The sequence below is a fragment of the Sphingopyxis sp. Root154 genome, assembly GCF_001427105.1.
Taxonomy (GTDB): domain Bacteria; phylum Pseudomonadota; class Alphaproteobacteria; order Sphingomonadales; family Sphingomonadaceae; genus Sphingopyxis.
Genome location: NZ_LMGI01000001.1, coordinates 966,677 through 981,258 on the forward strand (window position 1 = coordinate 966,677; position 14,582 = coordinate 981,258).

Here is a 14,582-nt window from a genome sequence, read left to right on the forward strand (position 1 = left end):
CGCCCTTGCGCTCTCCCGTCCGGTCCACCAGATGGGCCGGACAGCAGGAGAGCGGCGCATGCAAGCGATCGAAGCCTTTATCGAAAGCCAGGGCGGACCCGAGGTCATCGACTGGCGCGAGGTGACGCTCGGCGACCCCGGCCCCGGCCAGGTGCTGCTCCGCCAGACCGCGGTCGGGCTCAACTATCTCGACACCTATCATCGCGACGGCACTTATCCCGTTCCGCTGCCGAGCGGGCTCGGCGTCGAATCCGCCGGTGAAGTCATTGCCGTCGGCGCCGACGTCCACGGCCTCCAGCCCGGCGACCGCGTCGCGACCTTCGGCCCTGAACGCACCGCCTATGCCAGCGCGCGGATCGTCGGCGCGGCGTCGCTGTTCAAGCTCCCCGCCGACATCGACGATGAAACCGCCGCCGCCGCGCTGCTGAAGGCGTGTACGGTCGAGATGCTCGTCGAGCGCTGCGCGAAGGTCGAGGCGGGATCGACCGTGCTCGTCCACGCCGCCGCGGGCGGCGTCGGGCTGATCCTCGTCCAGTGGCTGAAGGCGATCGGCGCGACCGTGATCGGCACCGTCAGCACCGAAGCCAAAGCGCACACCGCGCGCGAAGCCGGCGCCGACCATGTGCTGATGTACAAGAGCGACGATGTCGCCGCGCATGTTCGCGAGATCACCGACGGTCAGGGCGTCCCCGTGACCTTCGACGGCATCGGCTTGGCGACGTGGGAGGTGTCCTTGAAGGCCACGGCGCGGCGCGGGTTGATCGTCAGCTATGGCAATGCCGGTGGTCCGGTGACCGGCGTCAATCTCGGCGTCCTCGCACAGCACGGATCGCAGTTCGTCACGCGCCCGACGCTATTCGATTATTATCACCTGCCCGGCGAGCGCGCCGCGGGCGCCGCGCGTGTGTTCGAGATGATCGAAAGCGGCGCGGTGCAGATCACCGTCGGCCAGCGCTATGGGTTGCAGGACGCCGCGCGCGCGCACGCCGATTTGCAGGCCGGGCGCACGACGGGGTCGACGCTGTTGATTCCGGAGCATTCCTGACTCCCCTCCCTCATAGGGAGGGGTCGGGGGTGGGTAGCCGCAGGCGTTCTTGCTTGGCCGCAAACCCACCCCGCTACGACTAGGCAGCAAGCTGCCAAGTCTCCACGCCCCTCCCTTTCAGGGAAGGGAATCACTTACGCCTTCAACCGCTCCGCATGCCACGCGACATGCTCGGCCAAAAAGGTCGAGATGAAATAATAGCTGTGGTCGTAACCCGGCTGCATCCGGATTTCGGCCTTCTGCCCGGCGCGTTCGCACGCAGCGACCAGCAATTCGGTCTTCAGCTGTTCAGTCAGGAAATTATCGGCGTCACCCTGATCGACGAGCAGGTCGGGCACGCGCAGCCCCTGATCGAGCAATGCGCACGCGTCATAGGCGTGCCAGTCTTCGCGGTTGTTGCCGAGATAATTGCCGAGCGCCTTTTCACCCCACGGGCACTGCAGCGGCGCGACGATCGGCGAGAAGGCCGAGACCGAGCGAAAGCGATCCTGATTGCGGAGGCCAATGGTCAATGCGCCATGCCCGCCCATCGAATGGCCTGTGATCGCCTGCCGCGTCAGGTCGGCCGAAGCGAAATTGCGCAGCACCAGCGAGGGCAGCTCATCCTCGATGTACGAGCGCATGCGGTAGTTCTTCGCCCACGGCTCCTCGGTCGCATCGACATAGAAACCGGCGCCCAGCCCGAAATCCCATGCCGCATCGGGATCGTCGGGCACCCCCTCGCCGCGCGGGCTGGTGTCGGGGGCGATGAAGATCACGCCATGTTCGGCGCATGCGGCGCGATATTCGCCCTTTTCCATCACATTGGCATGGGTGCAGGTCAGCCCCGAAAGATACCAGAGCACCGGCAGCTTCGCGCCCGGTTCATGGTTGGGGACGAACACCGCGAAGGTCATGTCGGTGCCGGTGGTCGTGCTCGCATGCTTGTACACACCCTGCGTGCCGCCATGGCTGCGAACGGTGGAGATGGTTTCGAGGGTCATGATTCTTCCTGCACAGGGATGGCGGCGACAAGCGGCTGATGCCCCCAATGACGCAGCAGGTCGAGGACCGCCCCGCCAGGTAGCCCCAGCGTCGCGGTGTTGCGCAGCGGATGGACGTTCACCGTTTCCGCCGCCGCCAGCACGTCGTCGAGCACGACGGTGATGCTTCCGGGCACCGCGTTGATCGCCGCGAGCGGGGTCACTGACCCCGGGGTGATGCCGAGCAATCGCTCCATATCCTCGGCCTTGCCGAAGCTCACGTGCTTGCACCCGATCGCCGCTGGCAGCGCCTTCAGGTTTACCCGCGCGTCGGACGGCACGGTGACGAGCCAGAAGGCGCCGCCCTTATCTTTTAGGAACAGATTCTTGGTGTGCGCCCCCGGCATCGCGGCGTGCACCGCGTCGCTCTCGGCAACGGTAAACACCGCCTCATGTTCGTGCGCGGCAAAGGGGATCGCAAGCACGCCCAAATCGGCCAGCAATCCCGCTTCGCCTCGCATCATGGTATCGGCTCAGACGACGCGGTGCAGCGCGCAGAGCTTGTTGCCCGACGGATCGCGCAGATAGGCGAGATACATGGCGCCGAACCCGCCTTCGCGTACGCCCGGCGGGTCTTCGATCGAGGTGCCGCCGTTGGCGACACCAGCATCGTGCCACGCCTTGGCCTGTTCGGGACCTTCCATCGCGAAACCGATCGTGCAGCCGTTGCCGACCGTTGCCGGTTCGCCGTCGATCGGTGCGCCGACAAGGAACAGGCCGCCATTATGCACATAGATCAGACGGCCCTTGTCGTCCTGGATCGCGGGCTTGCCGCCGATCGCCTGGAAGGTCGCGTCGTAGAATTTCCTGGCGGCTTCGAGGTCGTTCGACCCGACCATATTGTGACTGTACATCGCCTTTGCTCCTCCTGATTTGGTTGCGAATCGATACCTACGCTGTCCCGCCGGGCAGGACCAGCCGCCATAATGTTCCGGATTCTCCAAAAATGATGAACCGGAGCGCAGCGTAAGGCTCCTAACGGAAAACCACCGTCTTGCGTCCGTCGATCAAAACGCGCTGCTCGGCGACCCAGCGCACCGCGCGCGCCAGCACCTGCGCTTCGGTATCGCGGCCGATACGGATCAGTTCGTCGACCGAATCGCGATGATCGACGCGCTCGACCGCCTGTTCGATGATCGGCCCCTCGTCGAGGTCGCTCGTCACGAAATGCGCGGTCGCGCCGATCAGCTTGACCCCGCGTTCGTGCGCGCGGTGATAGGGCTTGGCGCCCTTGAAGCCCGGCAGGAAGCTGTGGTGGATGTTGATGCAGCGCCCCGACAGCTTCGCCGACAGATCCTGCGACAGAACCTGCATATAGCGTGCGAGAACCAGATGTTCGGCGCCCGCATCGGCCATGATCTGCAGGATCGCGGCTTCCTGTTCGGCGCGGTTGGCGTCGCTGACCGGCAGGTGATGGAAGGGCACACCGTGCCATTCGGTCAGGCGCCGCTGATGTTCGTGGTTCGACACCACCGCGGCGATGTCGATCGCGAGGTTGCCGGTCGACCAGCGGTGGAGCAGGTCGTTGAGGCAATGGCTGCCCTGCGACACCGCGATGACGAAGCGCGGCTTGACCCGGCTGTCGCTGATCCGCGCGTCCATCGCGAAACGATCGATGATTGGTGCGAAAGCGTCCTGCACCGCGGCCAGCTCGCCCGGAAAGCGCGGCCCCGCGCCGCGAAACTCGACGCGCATGAAAAAGCGCCCCGAATCGAGATCGGCATATTGCTGGCTGTCGAGAATGAAGCCGTCGCGTTCCGCGAGCAGCCCCGTCACCGCCGCGACGATGCCGACCGCATCGGCGCAGCTGAAGGTCAGGACAAAGGCGGGCTGGTCCATTTCGGTCATGCCAGCCGGTGCGTCGCGCACAGCTTGTTCCCGGCGGGATCGCGCAGATAGGCGAGATAGACCGTCCGTCCTGCGGTTACGTGACGAATGCCGGGCGGGTCCTCGATCGCCGCGCCGCCGTTCGCCGCACCCGCGGCGTGCCACGCATCGACCGCCTCGGTCGACGCCGCGACGAAACCCAGCGTTCCGCCATTGGCCCCGCTGGCGGTTTCGCCATTGAGCGGCTTCGTCAGCAAAAAGCGCCCACCGGCGTGCGAATAGATGAGCCGGCCCCATTCGTCGACGACGCCCGGCGGGATCCCGAGCGCGCCGAGCGCGGCGTCATAGAAACGGCGCGCGGCTTCAATATCGTCGGCGCCCAGCGCGACATGGCTGAACATGCCGGCCTCAGAACACGACGACGCTGCGGATGCTCTCGCCCGCATGCATCAGGTCGAAGCCCCTGTTGATCTCTTCGAGGCCCATGACGTGGGTGATCATCGGGTCGATCTCGATCTTGCCGGTCATATACATGTCGACGATCTTCGGCACGTCGGTGCGGCCCTTGGCGCCGCCGAACGCCGTGCCGCGCCAGTTGCGCCCGGTGACGAGCTGGAACGGACGCGTCGCGATCTCCTTGCCCGCCTCGGCCACGCCGATGATGATCGAGGTGCCCCAGCCGCGGTGGCAGGCTTCGAGCGCGGTGCGCATCACCTCGGTATTGCCCGTCGCGTCGAAGGTATAGTCGGCGCCGCCGTCGGTCAGTTGCACGATCGCCGCGACGACCTCCTCGCGGCTCATGCCCTTCGAATTGAGGAATTCGGTCATGCCGAACTTGCGGCCCCATTCCTCGCGCGCCGGATTGATATCGACGCCGATGATCTTGTCGGCGCCCGCGAGGCGTGCGCCCTGGATCACGTTGAGCCCGATGCCGCCGAGCCCGAAGACGACGACATTGTCGCCGACCTGGACCTTGGCTGTGTTGATCACCGCACCGACACCCGTGGTGACGCCGCAGCCGATGTAGCAGCTCGACTGGAACGGCGCGTCTTCGCGGATCTTCGCGACCGCGATCTCGGGCAGCACGGTGAAGTTCGAGAAGGTCGAGCAGCCCATATAGTGGAAGATCGGCTGGCCCTTGTACGAAAAGCGCGTCGTGCCGTCGGGCATCAGCCCCTTTCCCTGGGTGGCGCGGATCGCGGTGCAGAGGTTGGTCTTGCCCGACAGGCAGCTTTTGCACTGGCGGCATTCGGGGGTGTAGAGCGGGATCACATGGTCGCCTGGCTTCACGCTGGTGACGCTCGCGCCGACTTCGCGCACAACGCCCGCACCTTCATGGCCGAGCACGCTCGGGAAGATGCCCTCGCTGTCGAAGCCATCAAGCGTATAAGCATCGGTGTGGCAGATACCCGTCGCCATGATCTCGACCAGCACTTCGCCCGCCTTCGGGCCTTCGAGGTCGAGCTCGACGATTTCGAGCGGCTTCTTCGCTTCGAACGCAACGGCGGCGCGGGTCTTCATGGCACGAGTCTCCTTAGGTCTGCTCGCGCTATCAGCACTCCACGACGCTGACCGCAAGCCCGCCTTTCGACGTTTCCTTATATTTGTCGCGCATGTCACGACCGGTTTGCAGCATCGTCACGATCACCGTGTCGAGGCTGACGACATGCGTGCCGTCGCCGATCATCGCGATGCGGCTCGCGTCGATCGCCTTGATCGCGCCCATCGCATTGCGTTCGATGCACGGAATCTGCACGAGACCCCCGATCGGATCGCATGTCAGGCCCAAATTATGCTCCATGCCGATCTCGGCGGCATTTTCGATCTGCGCGTTCGTGCCGCCGAGCGCCGCGGTCAGCCCCGCCGCCGCCATCGAGCAGGCCACACCGACCTCGCCCTGGCAGCCGACCTCGGCGCCCGAGATGCTGGCGTTGCGCTTGTAGAGCGCGCCGACCGCGCCTGCGGCGAGCAGGAAGGTTCGCACCCCGGCATCATCGCCGCGATAGCCGCGCCGGTAAAAGCGGATCACCGCGGGGATGATCCCCGCCGCGCCGTTGGTCGGCGCGGTGACGACCTTGCCGCCTGCGGCATTTTCTTCGTTCACCGCCATCGCCCACAGGTTGATCCAGTCCATCATTGCGAGCGGGTCGGTCAGATTCTGTTCGTGGCGATTGCGAATGTCTTCGGCGATTTGCGGCGCGCGACGCTTGACCTTGAGTCCGCCCGGCAAAATTCCCGTGCTGCAACAGCCCGCGTCGATCGACGAATCCATCGCGCCCGCGATCGCGTCGAGTCCGGCGTTCACTTCGTCGAGGCTGCGATGCACCAGCTCATTCTCGAGCATCATCTCGGCAAAGCTCTTGCCCGACGCCGCCCCCATTTCGAGCAGATCGGCACCCGAGGTGAAGGCGAAGGGCAGCTCTACCTCGTCCTCGGCACCGCGGCTGTTGCGCCCCGCCTCATCCTCGTCGACGACGAAGCCGCCGCCGATCGAGAAATACATGCGCTTTGCAAGTATCTCGCCATCGCCGTCGCGCGCGGTAAAACTCACGGCGTTGCTGTGGAACGGCTGGCGCTGGCGCATCTGGAAATGCAGGTCGCTTTTCGGTTGAAAGCGAGCGCGCTGGCGGCCGAGCAGGTAGATAAAACCTTCACTCTCGGCACGATCCCAATGCGCCTTGATCGCGGCGAGGCTGGTGCTGGCCGGAATTTCGCCGGCGAGCCCCGCGACAATCGCGGTGTCGGCGGCGTGACCCTTCCCGGTCAGCGCGAGCGAACCGTAGAGGTCGGCCTCGACATGCGTCGCCCTCGCCAACAGCCCCTGCTCGTCGAGCCATACGGTGAAACGCCGCGCGGCGACCATCGGGCCCACAGTATGCGAACTGGAGGGACCGACACCGATTTTGAAGAGTTCGAACAGGCTGATCGTCATGGCGGCCCTATAGGAGAAGGCGGACGATCCCGATAGGCCCGCGCGGGCCAATTTTCGTTACGGCAAAGAGGAAATCCTCCCCATGCTCGAAGCACAGGGAGGATCATGGCATTACGCCGGATAGGTCCAGGTGGTGTCGCGAGCGAAATTCTCCGCGGCGAAATCCCAGTTCAGCAGTTCGTCGACCACCGCGTCGACATAGGCCGGGCGCAGGTTCTTGCGGTCGATATAATAGGCGTGTTCCCACACGTCGATCACGAGCAAAGGCTTGATGCCCGCCACCAGTTCGGTGCCGGCGTCGTGCGTGTCGGTGACCGACAGCGTGCCGTCGCGCGAGACGAGCCAGGCCCAGCCCGACGCGAAATGGTTGACCGCGGTTTCCTTGAGCTTCTTCTTCAGGTCATCGAGCGAACCGAAATCGCGCTCGATCGCGGCGAGCAGGTCGCCCTTCGGCTCGGTCTTGGTGGGCGACAGGCTTTCCCAATAGAAAGCGTGGTTCCACGCCTGCGCGGCATTGTTGAACAGGCCCTTGTTGCCCGAACCTTCGGCGTGATGAACGATTTCCTCGAGCGGCTTCGACGCCAGCTCGGTGCCCTCGATCGCGGCGTTGGTCTTGTCGACATAGGCCTTGTGATGCTTGCCATGGTGCGTCGCCAGCGTGTCGGCCGAGATGTGCGGCTCCAGCGCGTCCTGGGCATAAGGCAGGGGAGGATGGGCGATCGTCATGGCAGTCTCCATTTTATTATCGAGGGGTTTGCGGCCTTAAACTCGGTATCGGACCTGCGGGTTGCAACCCTGTGACCGCAAATTTTGCGGTTATTTTTCAGGTCACCATGGCTTGAAGCGTCGCGATCCGGTCGGCCTCTTCGGCGGGCTTGTCGCGGCGGATACGCGAAATGCGCGGAAAGCGCATCGCGAGCCCCGACTTGTGGCGCTTGCTGCTGTGGATCGAATCGAAGGCGACTTCGAGCACGAGCGACTTTTCGACCTCGCGCACCGGGCCGAAGCGGTTCAGCGTGTTGTCGCGCACGAACTTGTCGAGCCATTTCAATTCCTCGTCGGTGAAGCCCGAATAGGCCTTCCCGACAGGGAGCAACTCGCCCGCGTCGGACCAGCATCCGAAGGTGTAGTCCGAATAGAAGCTCGCGCGACGTCCATTGCCCCTTTGGGCGTACATCATCACGCAGTCGGCGGTGAGCGGGTCACGCTTCCATTTATACCAGAGCCCGGCGCGCCGCCCCGCAACATAGGGCGCATCGCGGCGCTTGAGCATGACCCCCTCGATCGCGGCATCGCGCGCGCCCGCGCGGCGTTCGGCGAGATCGTCGAAATCGCTCGCGTCGATCACCTGCGACAGGTCGAAATGGCTGTCGGCGAGCCGCGGCACGAAGGCCTCCAATTGCCGCCGCCGCTCGGTCCACGGCAAGCCGCGCAGGTCGTTGCCGTCGACCGCGAGCAAGTCATAGACGCGCACGAATGCCGGATAATCGGCGAGCATCTTCTTCGAGACGACCTTTCGCCCAAGCCTTTGCTGAAGCGCGTTGAAGCTCGCTGCCTCACCCCCCTGCACCTCGCCGCGTACCAGCAGTTCCCCGTCGATCACCGCATCCTGATCGAACGCCGCAACGAGTTCGGGAAAGGCCCCGCTGATCTCTTCGCCGCCGCGACTGTAGATCCGCGTCTCGCCGCCGCCATGGACGATCTGGACACGGATACCGTCCCATTTCCATTCGGCGGCATAGTCGGCGAGGTCGACGCTTTCCTCTTCGAGCGGATGCGCGAGCATGAAGGGGCGAAAGAAAGCGACATCTTTCAGGTCGGGCCGCTCGGCCCTGCCTTCGCCCCACGCGAACAGCGGCGCATAAGGCGGCGCGATCGCGTGCCAAAGCTCCTCGACATCGTCGACGGGCACGTCGAACGCCTGCGCAAACGCCTGCTTCGCAAGCCGCGCCGACACCCCGACGCGCATCCCGCCGAGCGCGAGCTTGAGCAACGCATAACGCCCGTCGGCGTCGAGACGGTCGAGCAGCGATGCAACGACGGCGGGGGCGTCGCTGCGGCTCGCGGCGGCAAGTGCATCGACCGCGGCCGATACGCTGAGATCGGCTTTCGCGCCCGGCGCATCGGGCCAAAGCAGTGCCGCCGTCTCGGCCGTATCGCCGACGAAATGGCGCGACAGCCGAAACAACTCCTCATCGACCCGCGTCGCGAGCAGTGTCCGCACCGTCCCCGCTTTCACCGCCGGAAAGTCGAGACTTTCGGTCAGCGCCGCGATCGCCCATCCGCGGTCGGGGTCGGGCGTGTGGCGGAGATAATCGACGATCAGCGCGAGCTTGCTGTTGCGCGAGCGCGTATAGATCAGCCGGTCGATCAGGGCCGCGAAGCGCTTCACGCCTCCTCCTCCAGATCGCGGCCGACGAGGTGCAGCGCGCGCGCCTTGCGTTGATGCAGCTCGCACCAGCGCAGCAGTCCGTCCTCGCTGCCGTGCGTGATCCAGCTTTCCTTCGGGTTCACTTCCGAAATCGTCGTCGTCAGTTCGTCCCAGTCGGCATGGTCCGAAATGACCAGCGGCAGTTCGACCATCCGCTGGCGTGCGCGCTGGCGCACGCGCATCCAGCCCGACGCCATCGCGGTCACCGGATCGGGCAGCCGCCGCGACCAGCGATCATTGAGCGCCGAGGGCGGTGCGAGGACGATATGCCCCGCCATTTCGGCCTTGTCGGTTTCGCTGACCAGCCGCAACTCGCCGAGATCAACGCCATGCACCGCATAGAGCTCGCACATCTTCTCAAGCGCGCCGTGGATATAGATCGGCGCGTCCCATCCGGCGCCGCGCAATTCGGCGATCACCCGCTGCGCCTTGCCCAGCGCATAGGCGCCGACGAGCACCGAACGGTCGGGCTCGGCGCGCACCGCGCCGATCAGCTTGGCGATCTCGTCGTTTGTCGGCGGGTGGCGGAATACCGGCAGGCCAAAGGTCGCCTCGGTGATGAAGATGTCGCACGGCACGACCTCGAAGGGTTTGCAGGTCGGATCGGCGCGGCGCTTGTAGTCGCCGGTTACGACGATCCGCTCGCCCTGATATTCCATCAAGATTTGCGCGCTGCCGAGCACATGCCCGGCGGGATGGAAGCTGAACCGCACCCCGCCCCGCTCGAACCCGTCGCCATATTCATACGCTTGATTATGGCTCGCCTCGACATCGACCCCATAGCGCAGCGCCATAATCGCCAGCGTCTCGGGGGTCGCAAAGACCGCGCCATGGCCGCTGCGTGCATGATCGGCATGGCCGTGCGTCACCGCGGCGCGCTCGACCGGGCGCGACGGGTCGATCCACAGGTCCGCAGGCTTTACATAAATCCCGCTAGAATGGGGTTCGATCCAGGATTTGGTCCGCGCCATCAGGCCGCGAGTTTCCGCGCACGGATCAGGTCGGCTACGAACATCGCCCGCTCCTCGGCGGCGCGCTCGCGATCGGGAAGACGGAGCAGGAAGGATGGGTGGATCGTCGCGATCAGCTTGCCACCTCCGGCCAGGCCATGCACCGCACCGCGCATCGACTTGATGCTCGCGCTCTTCCCCGTCACACCGCGCAGCGCGCTGGCGCCCAAGGTCACGATCAGGTCGGCTTGAACGAACGCCCGCTCCTTGTCGAGCCACCAGCGGCAAATGTCGATCTCGCCCGTCGTCGGGTTCTGGTGCAGCCGCCGCTTGCCCCGCGGCTCGAACTTGAAATGCTTGACCGCGTTGGTCAGGAACAGCCGCGTCCGATCGAGTCCGGCTTCCTCCAGTGCCTCGTTCAGCACCTGCCCCGCCGGGCCCACGAACGGCCGCCCCTGCAGATCCTCCTGATCGCCCGGCTGCTCGCCGACGAGCATGATCCGTGCGCGTTCGGGCCCCTCGCCCGCGACGCCCTGCGTTGCATTGCAATAGAGCGGGCAGCGCGTGCAGCGATCCACCGCGCGCGCCAGCTCGCCCAGCGTCTTCACATCATCATCGAGGAGCAATTCGTCGGGCACGCGCGTCCGCCATTTGTCGGTCAGAGGGTTCGCCAAGGAAACGGCCGCTTCGCGCATGCGTTCCACCCGCGCCTCGGCGCCGGCGAGCAGCGGTGCAATATCCTGCGCCTCGGGCAGGTTCTTCCAATATTTCTTAGGCATTTCGGCGCGCATCGCGTCGATCTTCACTCGCGCGGGGTTGAAGATCGCGCCATAATAGGTGCGCCACTGATCCTCGACCACATCGCTGTCGGGCACCTCGTCCTTCGTCCCGCCGGGGCCGTAGCTCAGCGTTTCGTCCTGCCAGATCGCGCGCGCATCGGGCGTCACGATCGCCCAGTCCATGCCGTAGAAGCGGCGCTGGAAAAAAGGCGCGGTGAGCCGCAGGATGCGGTGCGTCGGTTCGAACCACGCGGCAAAGCTTTCGCGCCCCGCCTCTTCGCCGAGCCGGCGAAAGCGCACGAAGGCGTGCATTTTGTGAACGTCGCGGCGGATCGCCTTGTCGGCCTTGCGCAGCCAGTCGACCTCGGCATCGGTCGTCCGCGCGAGCAAATGCCGGTCGCGCGCCGCACGCCAGACAATCCGGTAAAGCCGCGCCGGAACTTCCGGGTCGCGGTGGCAGATCACGCGCTCGACGATTTCGAGCAATTCGCGCGGCAGCGACACCGCACCGGCGGACGCCGCCGCCACCGCGTCGCCGAACAGCGACGCGCCTTCCGCGCCGCCGCGCCAGCTCACATGCTCGGGCGCGACACCACCCGCGAGCAAGCTCCTAGCTGCGCTTCGCCATTCGGCAAAATCGCCGGGCTCGGCCAGAACGACCTCCCTCACAGCGCGAGCGCCAATTGCTCCGCCGGTGGCGCGAAACGTGCGCGCAGGTCGGCGCTGTCGGTGAGCTTCCCCGGCCGCCAGTCGAGGGTGACGATGAAAGGCAGGACCTTCTTCACCGACGCGGTCAGCTTGGCGAGGTCGCCGAGCCGCAGCTTGCCCAGCCGCCGCGCCGCGACGATCCGATCGACCGCGCGCGTGCCGAGCCCGGGCACGCGCAGCAGCAGTTCGCGCGGCGCGCGGTTGATGTCGACTGGAAACGCCTCGCGCCGCATCAGCGCCCACGCGAGCTTCGGATCGATCGCGAGGTCGAGCATGCCGCCCGGCGCGCCTTCCATGATCTCGGCGCGCTCAAAGCCATAGAAGCGCAACAGCCAGTCCGCCTGATACAGACGGTGCTCGCGCATCAGCGGCGGGCGCACCGGCGGCAAATCGCTGCTCGCATCGGGGATCGGGCTGTACGCCGAATAATAAACGCGGCGGAGCTGATAGCCCGAATAGAGGTTCGTCGCGGTCTTCAAAATATCATCGTCGCGCGCCGCATCGGCGCCGACGATCATCTGCGTCGATTGCCCCGCGGGCGCGAAGCGCGGCGGCGCCGCCTTGCCGATCAGCCGGCTCTTCGCCGCCTCGATCGCATCATCGGCGCCGACGCGCACCGACGCCATCGTCTTGCGGATCGTCTCGGGCTTTTTCTCGGGCGCGAAACTTTGCAACCCGGCCTCGGTCGGCAATTCGACATTGGTCGACAGCCGGTCGGCATAAAGCCCCGCGAGCGCGATCAGCCCAGGGTCAGCCCCCGCGATCGTCTTCAAATGGATATAACCCTGGAAGCGATGCTCCTCGCGCAGGATACGCGCGACCTCGACCAGCTGCTCCATCGTATAATCCTCCGAGCGGATGATGCCCGACGAGAGGAACAGCCCTTCGATATAGTTGCGCTTATAGAAATCGAGCGTGAGGGTGACGACTTCCTGCGGGCTGAACCGCGCGCGTTCGACATTGCTCGACGCGCGGTTGATGCAGAAGCGACAGTCGTAAATGCAAAAGTTGGTGAGCAGGATCTTCAGCAGCGAGATGCACCGGCCGTCGGGCGCGTAGCTGTGGCAGATGCCCATGCCTTCGGTCGAGCCGATGCCCTTGCTCGCGACCGAATCGCGTTTGACCGTTCCCGACGACGCGCAAGACGCATCATATTTGGCCGCATCGGCGAGAATGCTCAGCTTTTCCAGAATCGGTTTGGCGGACATCCCCCATGACTAGCACAGGAACATAGAGAGAACAAATTGCCTGCCGTGCTTAAGCCTCGCGCCACTTTGCGGGCAGCGCGATTTCGGCCACCAGCCCGGTCGGTTCCCAGTGGCGCGCGATCGAGCCGCCCAGATTGTTGCGCACGCTGCGTTCCATCAGCAGCGTGCCGAAACTGGTGCGGTCGGGCGGCCCGACCAGCCCCTGCGTCCCGGTTTCGGTCCAGGTCAGGCGGAACATCCGCGAGTCGCTGCCTTGCGGGTCCTGCGACCAGTTGACCTCCACGCGTCCCCCGTCGTTCATCAATGCGCCATGCTTGACCGCATTGGTCGCAAGTTCGTTGAACACCAGCGCCATCGCGACCAGTGCATTTTCAGGCAACAGCAGGTCGGGGCCCGACCAGCGGATGCGCGGAAAGGCCGCCTCGACCTCGCGCATCAGCGCGTGCATCGACCCGGTCATGAAATTGGCGCCGAGCAGGACATTCTGCGCGCGGTTGAGCGCGTCAAGCCGGCTGCTGATCCGCTCGACATAATCGTCGACGTCGCGCGAGGCATGGCGGGTCAGCGAGATGATCGCGCTGACCGTCGCGAACAGGTTGCGCATCCGGTGGTGCAATTCGCGCATCAACAGATTGGCATTTTCCTGCCGGCTCTTCTGTTCGGTGATGTCGATGCTCACCCCGGTCAACATCGCGTCGTCCGACCGCACGTCCCAGTCGCCGCGCACGGCGTTCCAGCGCACCCCGCGCTCGGGGTTGAGGACGCGATATTCGGCCGCATAGGGCGTGCCGTTCGCGACCGCTTCCTTCAATATCGCGCGTAGCGCGGCGCGGTCGTCGGGGTGTACGAGGTCGAAAAATCCGTTGCCGGTCGCGAGCATTGTCTGGAATTCGGAGCCCCAGAGTTCGGCGCCGGCGCCCTGCGTGCTGAGGCGGTCGGTCCGCGGATCATATTGCCACGTCGCTATCCCTGAAAAATCGAGCGCGCGTTCGAGCGTCCGGCGCGCCTCGTCGCGCTCGACGCCGATGCGGCGGAGATCGGCCTCGGCCATGATGATCCCGGCGAAATCCTCAAGCCGCTCGAGCTCGACATCGGTCAACGGTCCGCGTTCTTCGCGGTCGATCACGCAAAGGCTGCCGAGGATCGCGCCGTTATAAGCGCGCAGCGGCACGCCGGCATAGAAGCGGATGTGCAGGTCGCCGGTCACCAGCGGATTGTCCTGAAACCGCGGATCGCCCAGCACATCGGTCACCATCACCGGCCGGTCTTCGGCGATGACATATTGGCAAAAACTGATTTCGCGCGGCGTTTCGGGGGTATCGAGGCCGTACGCCGATTTGAACCACTGGCGGCAATCGTCGACCAGCGAGACCAGCGCGATTGGCACGCCGTACAGGTCGGCGACCATTTTCGTCACGCGGTCGAACGCCGGCTCGGGCGCGGTATCCATGATGCGATATTCGCGAAGCGTATCGAGGCGCCGCCTCTCGGCCCGCGCCGCGTCTTCGTCTTCCCCGTCCGCCAACACCCGTCCCTCGCTGCCTTGCAATGCCGATGGCTGTGCATCGCTCATTTCCCCGGGGCGCCGCTCTGCCATGAAAATGGTCCCTACAAAAGCATACGTGCCGCGCAAAGGGAAAGTGGTGTCATTCCACTAACTTACATCGCAACATCTTCGCG

General features: G+C 65.2%; 14 protein-coding genes. 1 reads left to right on the forward strand and 13 read right to left on the reverse strand.

The window, feature by feature from the left end; translation table 11 throughout:
• Window positions 1–58: 58 nt before the first annotated feature.
• A complete protein-coding gene (locus ASD73_RS04260) occupies window positions 59–1,045 on the forward strand; it encodes a quinone oxidoreductase family protein (RefSeq protein WP_056368862.1) in 987 nt (328 codons plus the stop codon).
• A 134-nt stretch (window positions 1,046–1,179) separates the two neighbouring features.
• On the opposite strand, the gene fghA is transcribed toward ASD73_RS04260, so the two are convergent.
• The 13 genes from fghA to ASD73_RS04325 form a co-directional block, all read right to left on the reverse strand.
• Window positions 1,180–2,028, reverse strand: coding sequence for an S-formylglutathione hydrolase (fghA, locus tag ASD73_RS04265; protein WP_056368859.1), 849 nt, complete (start codon window positions 2,026–2,028; stop codon window positions 1,180–1,182).
• Window positions 2,025–2,510, reverse strand: a complete 486-nt coding sequence (locus tag ASD73_RS04270) for a prolyl-tRNA synthetase associated domain-containing protein (protein WP_443027948.1) — start codon at window positions 2,508–2,510, stop codon at window positions 2,025–2,027. The genes fghA and ASD73_RS04270 overlap by 4 nt, the downstream gene beginning before the upstream one ends.
• Before the next feature lie 30 nt (window positions 2,511–2,540).
• Window positions 2,541–2,921, reverse strand: a complete 381-nt coding sequence (locus tag ASD73_RS04275) for a VOC family protein (RefSeq protein WP_056368856.1) — start codon at window positions 2,919–2,921, stop codon at window positions 2,541–2,543.
• A gap of 121 nt (window positions 2,922–3,042) precedes the next feature.
• Window positions 3,043–3,915 carry a formyltetrahydrofolate deformylase gene (gene purU / locus ASD73_RS04280; RefSeq protein ID WP_056370303.1) on the reverse strand — a complete coding sequence of 291 codons (873 nt, stop codon included), beginning with the start codon at window positions 3,913–3,915 and terminating at the stop codon, window positions 3,043–3,045.
• Entirely contained in the window at window positions 3,912–4,295 is a 384-nt protein-coding gene (locus ASD73_RS04285; protein ID WP_056368853.1) for a VOC family protein, read from the reverse strand. Before ASD73_RS04285 ends, purU begins: the two co-directional genes overlap by 4 nt.
• A gap of 7 nt (window positions 4,296–4,302) precedes the next feature.
• Entirely contained in the window at window positions 4,303–5,415 is a 1,113-nt protein-coding gene (locus ASD73_RS04290) for an S-(hydroxymethyl)glutathione dehydrogenase/class III alcohol dehydrogenase (RefSeq protein WP_056368851.1), read from the reverse strand.
• 31 nt (window positions 5,416–5,446) lie between these two features.
• Window positions 5,447–6,826: an L-serine ammonia-lyase gene (locus ASD73_RS04295; protein WP_056368849.1), complete on the reverse strand. Its 1,380-nt coding sequence runs from the start codon at window positions 6,824–6,826 to the stop codon at window positions 5,447–5,449.
• A 111-nt stretch (window positions 6,827–6,937) separates the two neighbouring features.
• Entirely contained in the window at window positions 6,938–7,552 is a 615-nt protein-coding gene (locus tag ASD73_RS04300) for a superoxide dismutase (protein ID WP_056370302.1), read from the reverse strand.
• A gap of 97 nt (window positions 7,553–7,649) precedes the next feature.
• Window positions 7,650–9,218 carry a cisplatin damage response ATP-dependent DNA ligase gene (locus tag ASD73_RS04305; RefSeq protein WP_056368847.1) on the reverse strand — a complete coding sequence of 523 codons (1,569 nt, stop codon included), beginning with the start codon at window positions 9,216–9,218 and terminating at the stop codon, window positions 7,650–7,652.
• A complete protein-coding gene (locus ASD73_RS04310) occupies window positions 9,215–10,228 on the reverse strand; it encodes a ligase-associated DNA damage response exonuclease (protein ID WP_056368845.1) in 1,014 nt (337 codons plus the stop codon). Before ASD73_RS04310 ends, ASD73_RS04305 begins: the two co-directional genes overlap by 4 nt.
• Window positions 10,228–11,655, reverse strand: a complete 1,428-nt coding sequence (locus tag ASD73_RS04315) for a UdgX family uracil-DNA binding protein (protein ID WP_056368843.1) — start codon at window positions 11,653–11,655, stop codon at window positions 10,228–10,230. The genes ASD73_RS04310 and ASD73_RS04315 overlap by 1 nt, the downstream gene beginning before the upstream one ends.
• On the reverse strand, window positions 11,652–12,902 hold the full coding sequence (locus ASD73_RS04320; RefSeq protein ID WP_056368841.1) for a putative DNA modification/repair radical SAM protein: 1,251 nt from the start codon (window positions 12,900–12,902) through the stop codon (window positions 11,652–11,654). The genes ASD73_RS04315 and ASD73_RS04320 overlap by 4 nt, the downstream gene beginning before the upstream one ends.
• A gap of 49 nt (window positions 12,903–12,951) precedes the next feature.
• Window positions 12,952–14,475, reverse strand: a complete 1,524-nt coding sequence (locus ASD73_RS04325) for a sensor histidine kinase (protein WP_235534129.1) — start codon at window positions 14,473–14,475, stop codon at window positions 12,952–12,954.
• Window positions 14,476–14,582 lie beyond the last annotated feature (107 nt).

Bases quoted from the DNA above. Each gene is read 5' to 3' on its own strand.
- ASD73_RS04260 (WP_056368862.1), top strand. From the start codon at position 59: ATGCAAGCGATCGAAGCCTTTATCGAAAGCCAGGGCGGACCCGAGGTC.
- fghA (WP_056368859.1), bottom strand. From the start codon at position 2,028: ATGACCCTCGAAACCATCTCCACCGTTCGCAGCCATGGCGGCACGCAG.
- ASD73_RS04275 (WP_056368856.1), bottom strand. From the start codon at position 2,921: ATGTACAGTCACAATATGGTCGGGTCGAACGACCTCGAAGCCGCCAGG.
- purU (WP_056370303.1), bottom strand. From the start codon at position 3,915: ATGACCGAAATGGACCAGCCCGCCTTTGTCCTGACCTTCAGCTGCGCC.
- ASD73_RS04285 (WP_056368853.1), bottom strand. From the start codon at position 4,295: ATGTTCAGCCATGTCGCGCTGGGCGCCGACGATATTGAAGCCGCGCGC.
- ASD73_RS04290 (WP_056368851.1), bottom strand. From the start codon at position 5,415: ATGAAGACCCGCGCCGCCGTTGCGTTCGAAGCGAAGAAGCCGCTCGAA.
- ASD73_RS04295 (WP_056368849.1), bottom strand. From the start codon at position 6,826: ATGACGATCAGCCTGTTCGAACTCTTCAAAATCGGTGTCGGTCCCTCC.
- ASD73_RS04300 (WP_056370302.1), bottom strand. From the start codon at position 7,552: ATGACGATCGCCCATCCTCCCCTGCCTTATGCCCAGGACGCGCTGGAG.
- ASD73_RS04310 (WP_056368845.1), bottom strand. From the start codon at position 10,228: ATGGCGCGGACCAAATCCTGGATCGAACCCCATTCTAGCGGGATTTAT.
- ASD73_RS04320 (WP_056368841.1), bottom strand. From the start codon at position 12,902: ATGTCCGCCAAACCGATTCTGGAAAAGCTGAGCATTCTCGCCGATGCG.
- ASD73_RS04325 (WP_235534129.1), bottom strand. From the start codon at position 14,475: ATGAGCGATGCACAGCCATCGGCATTGCAAGGCAGCGAGGGACGGGTG.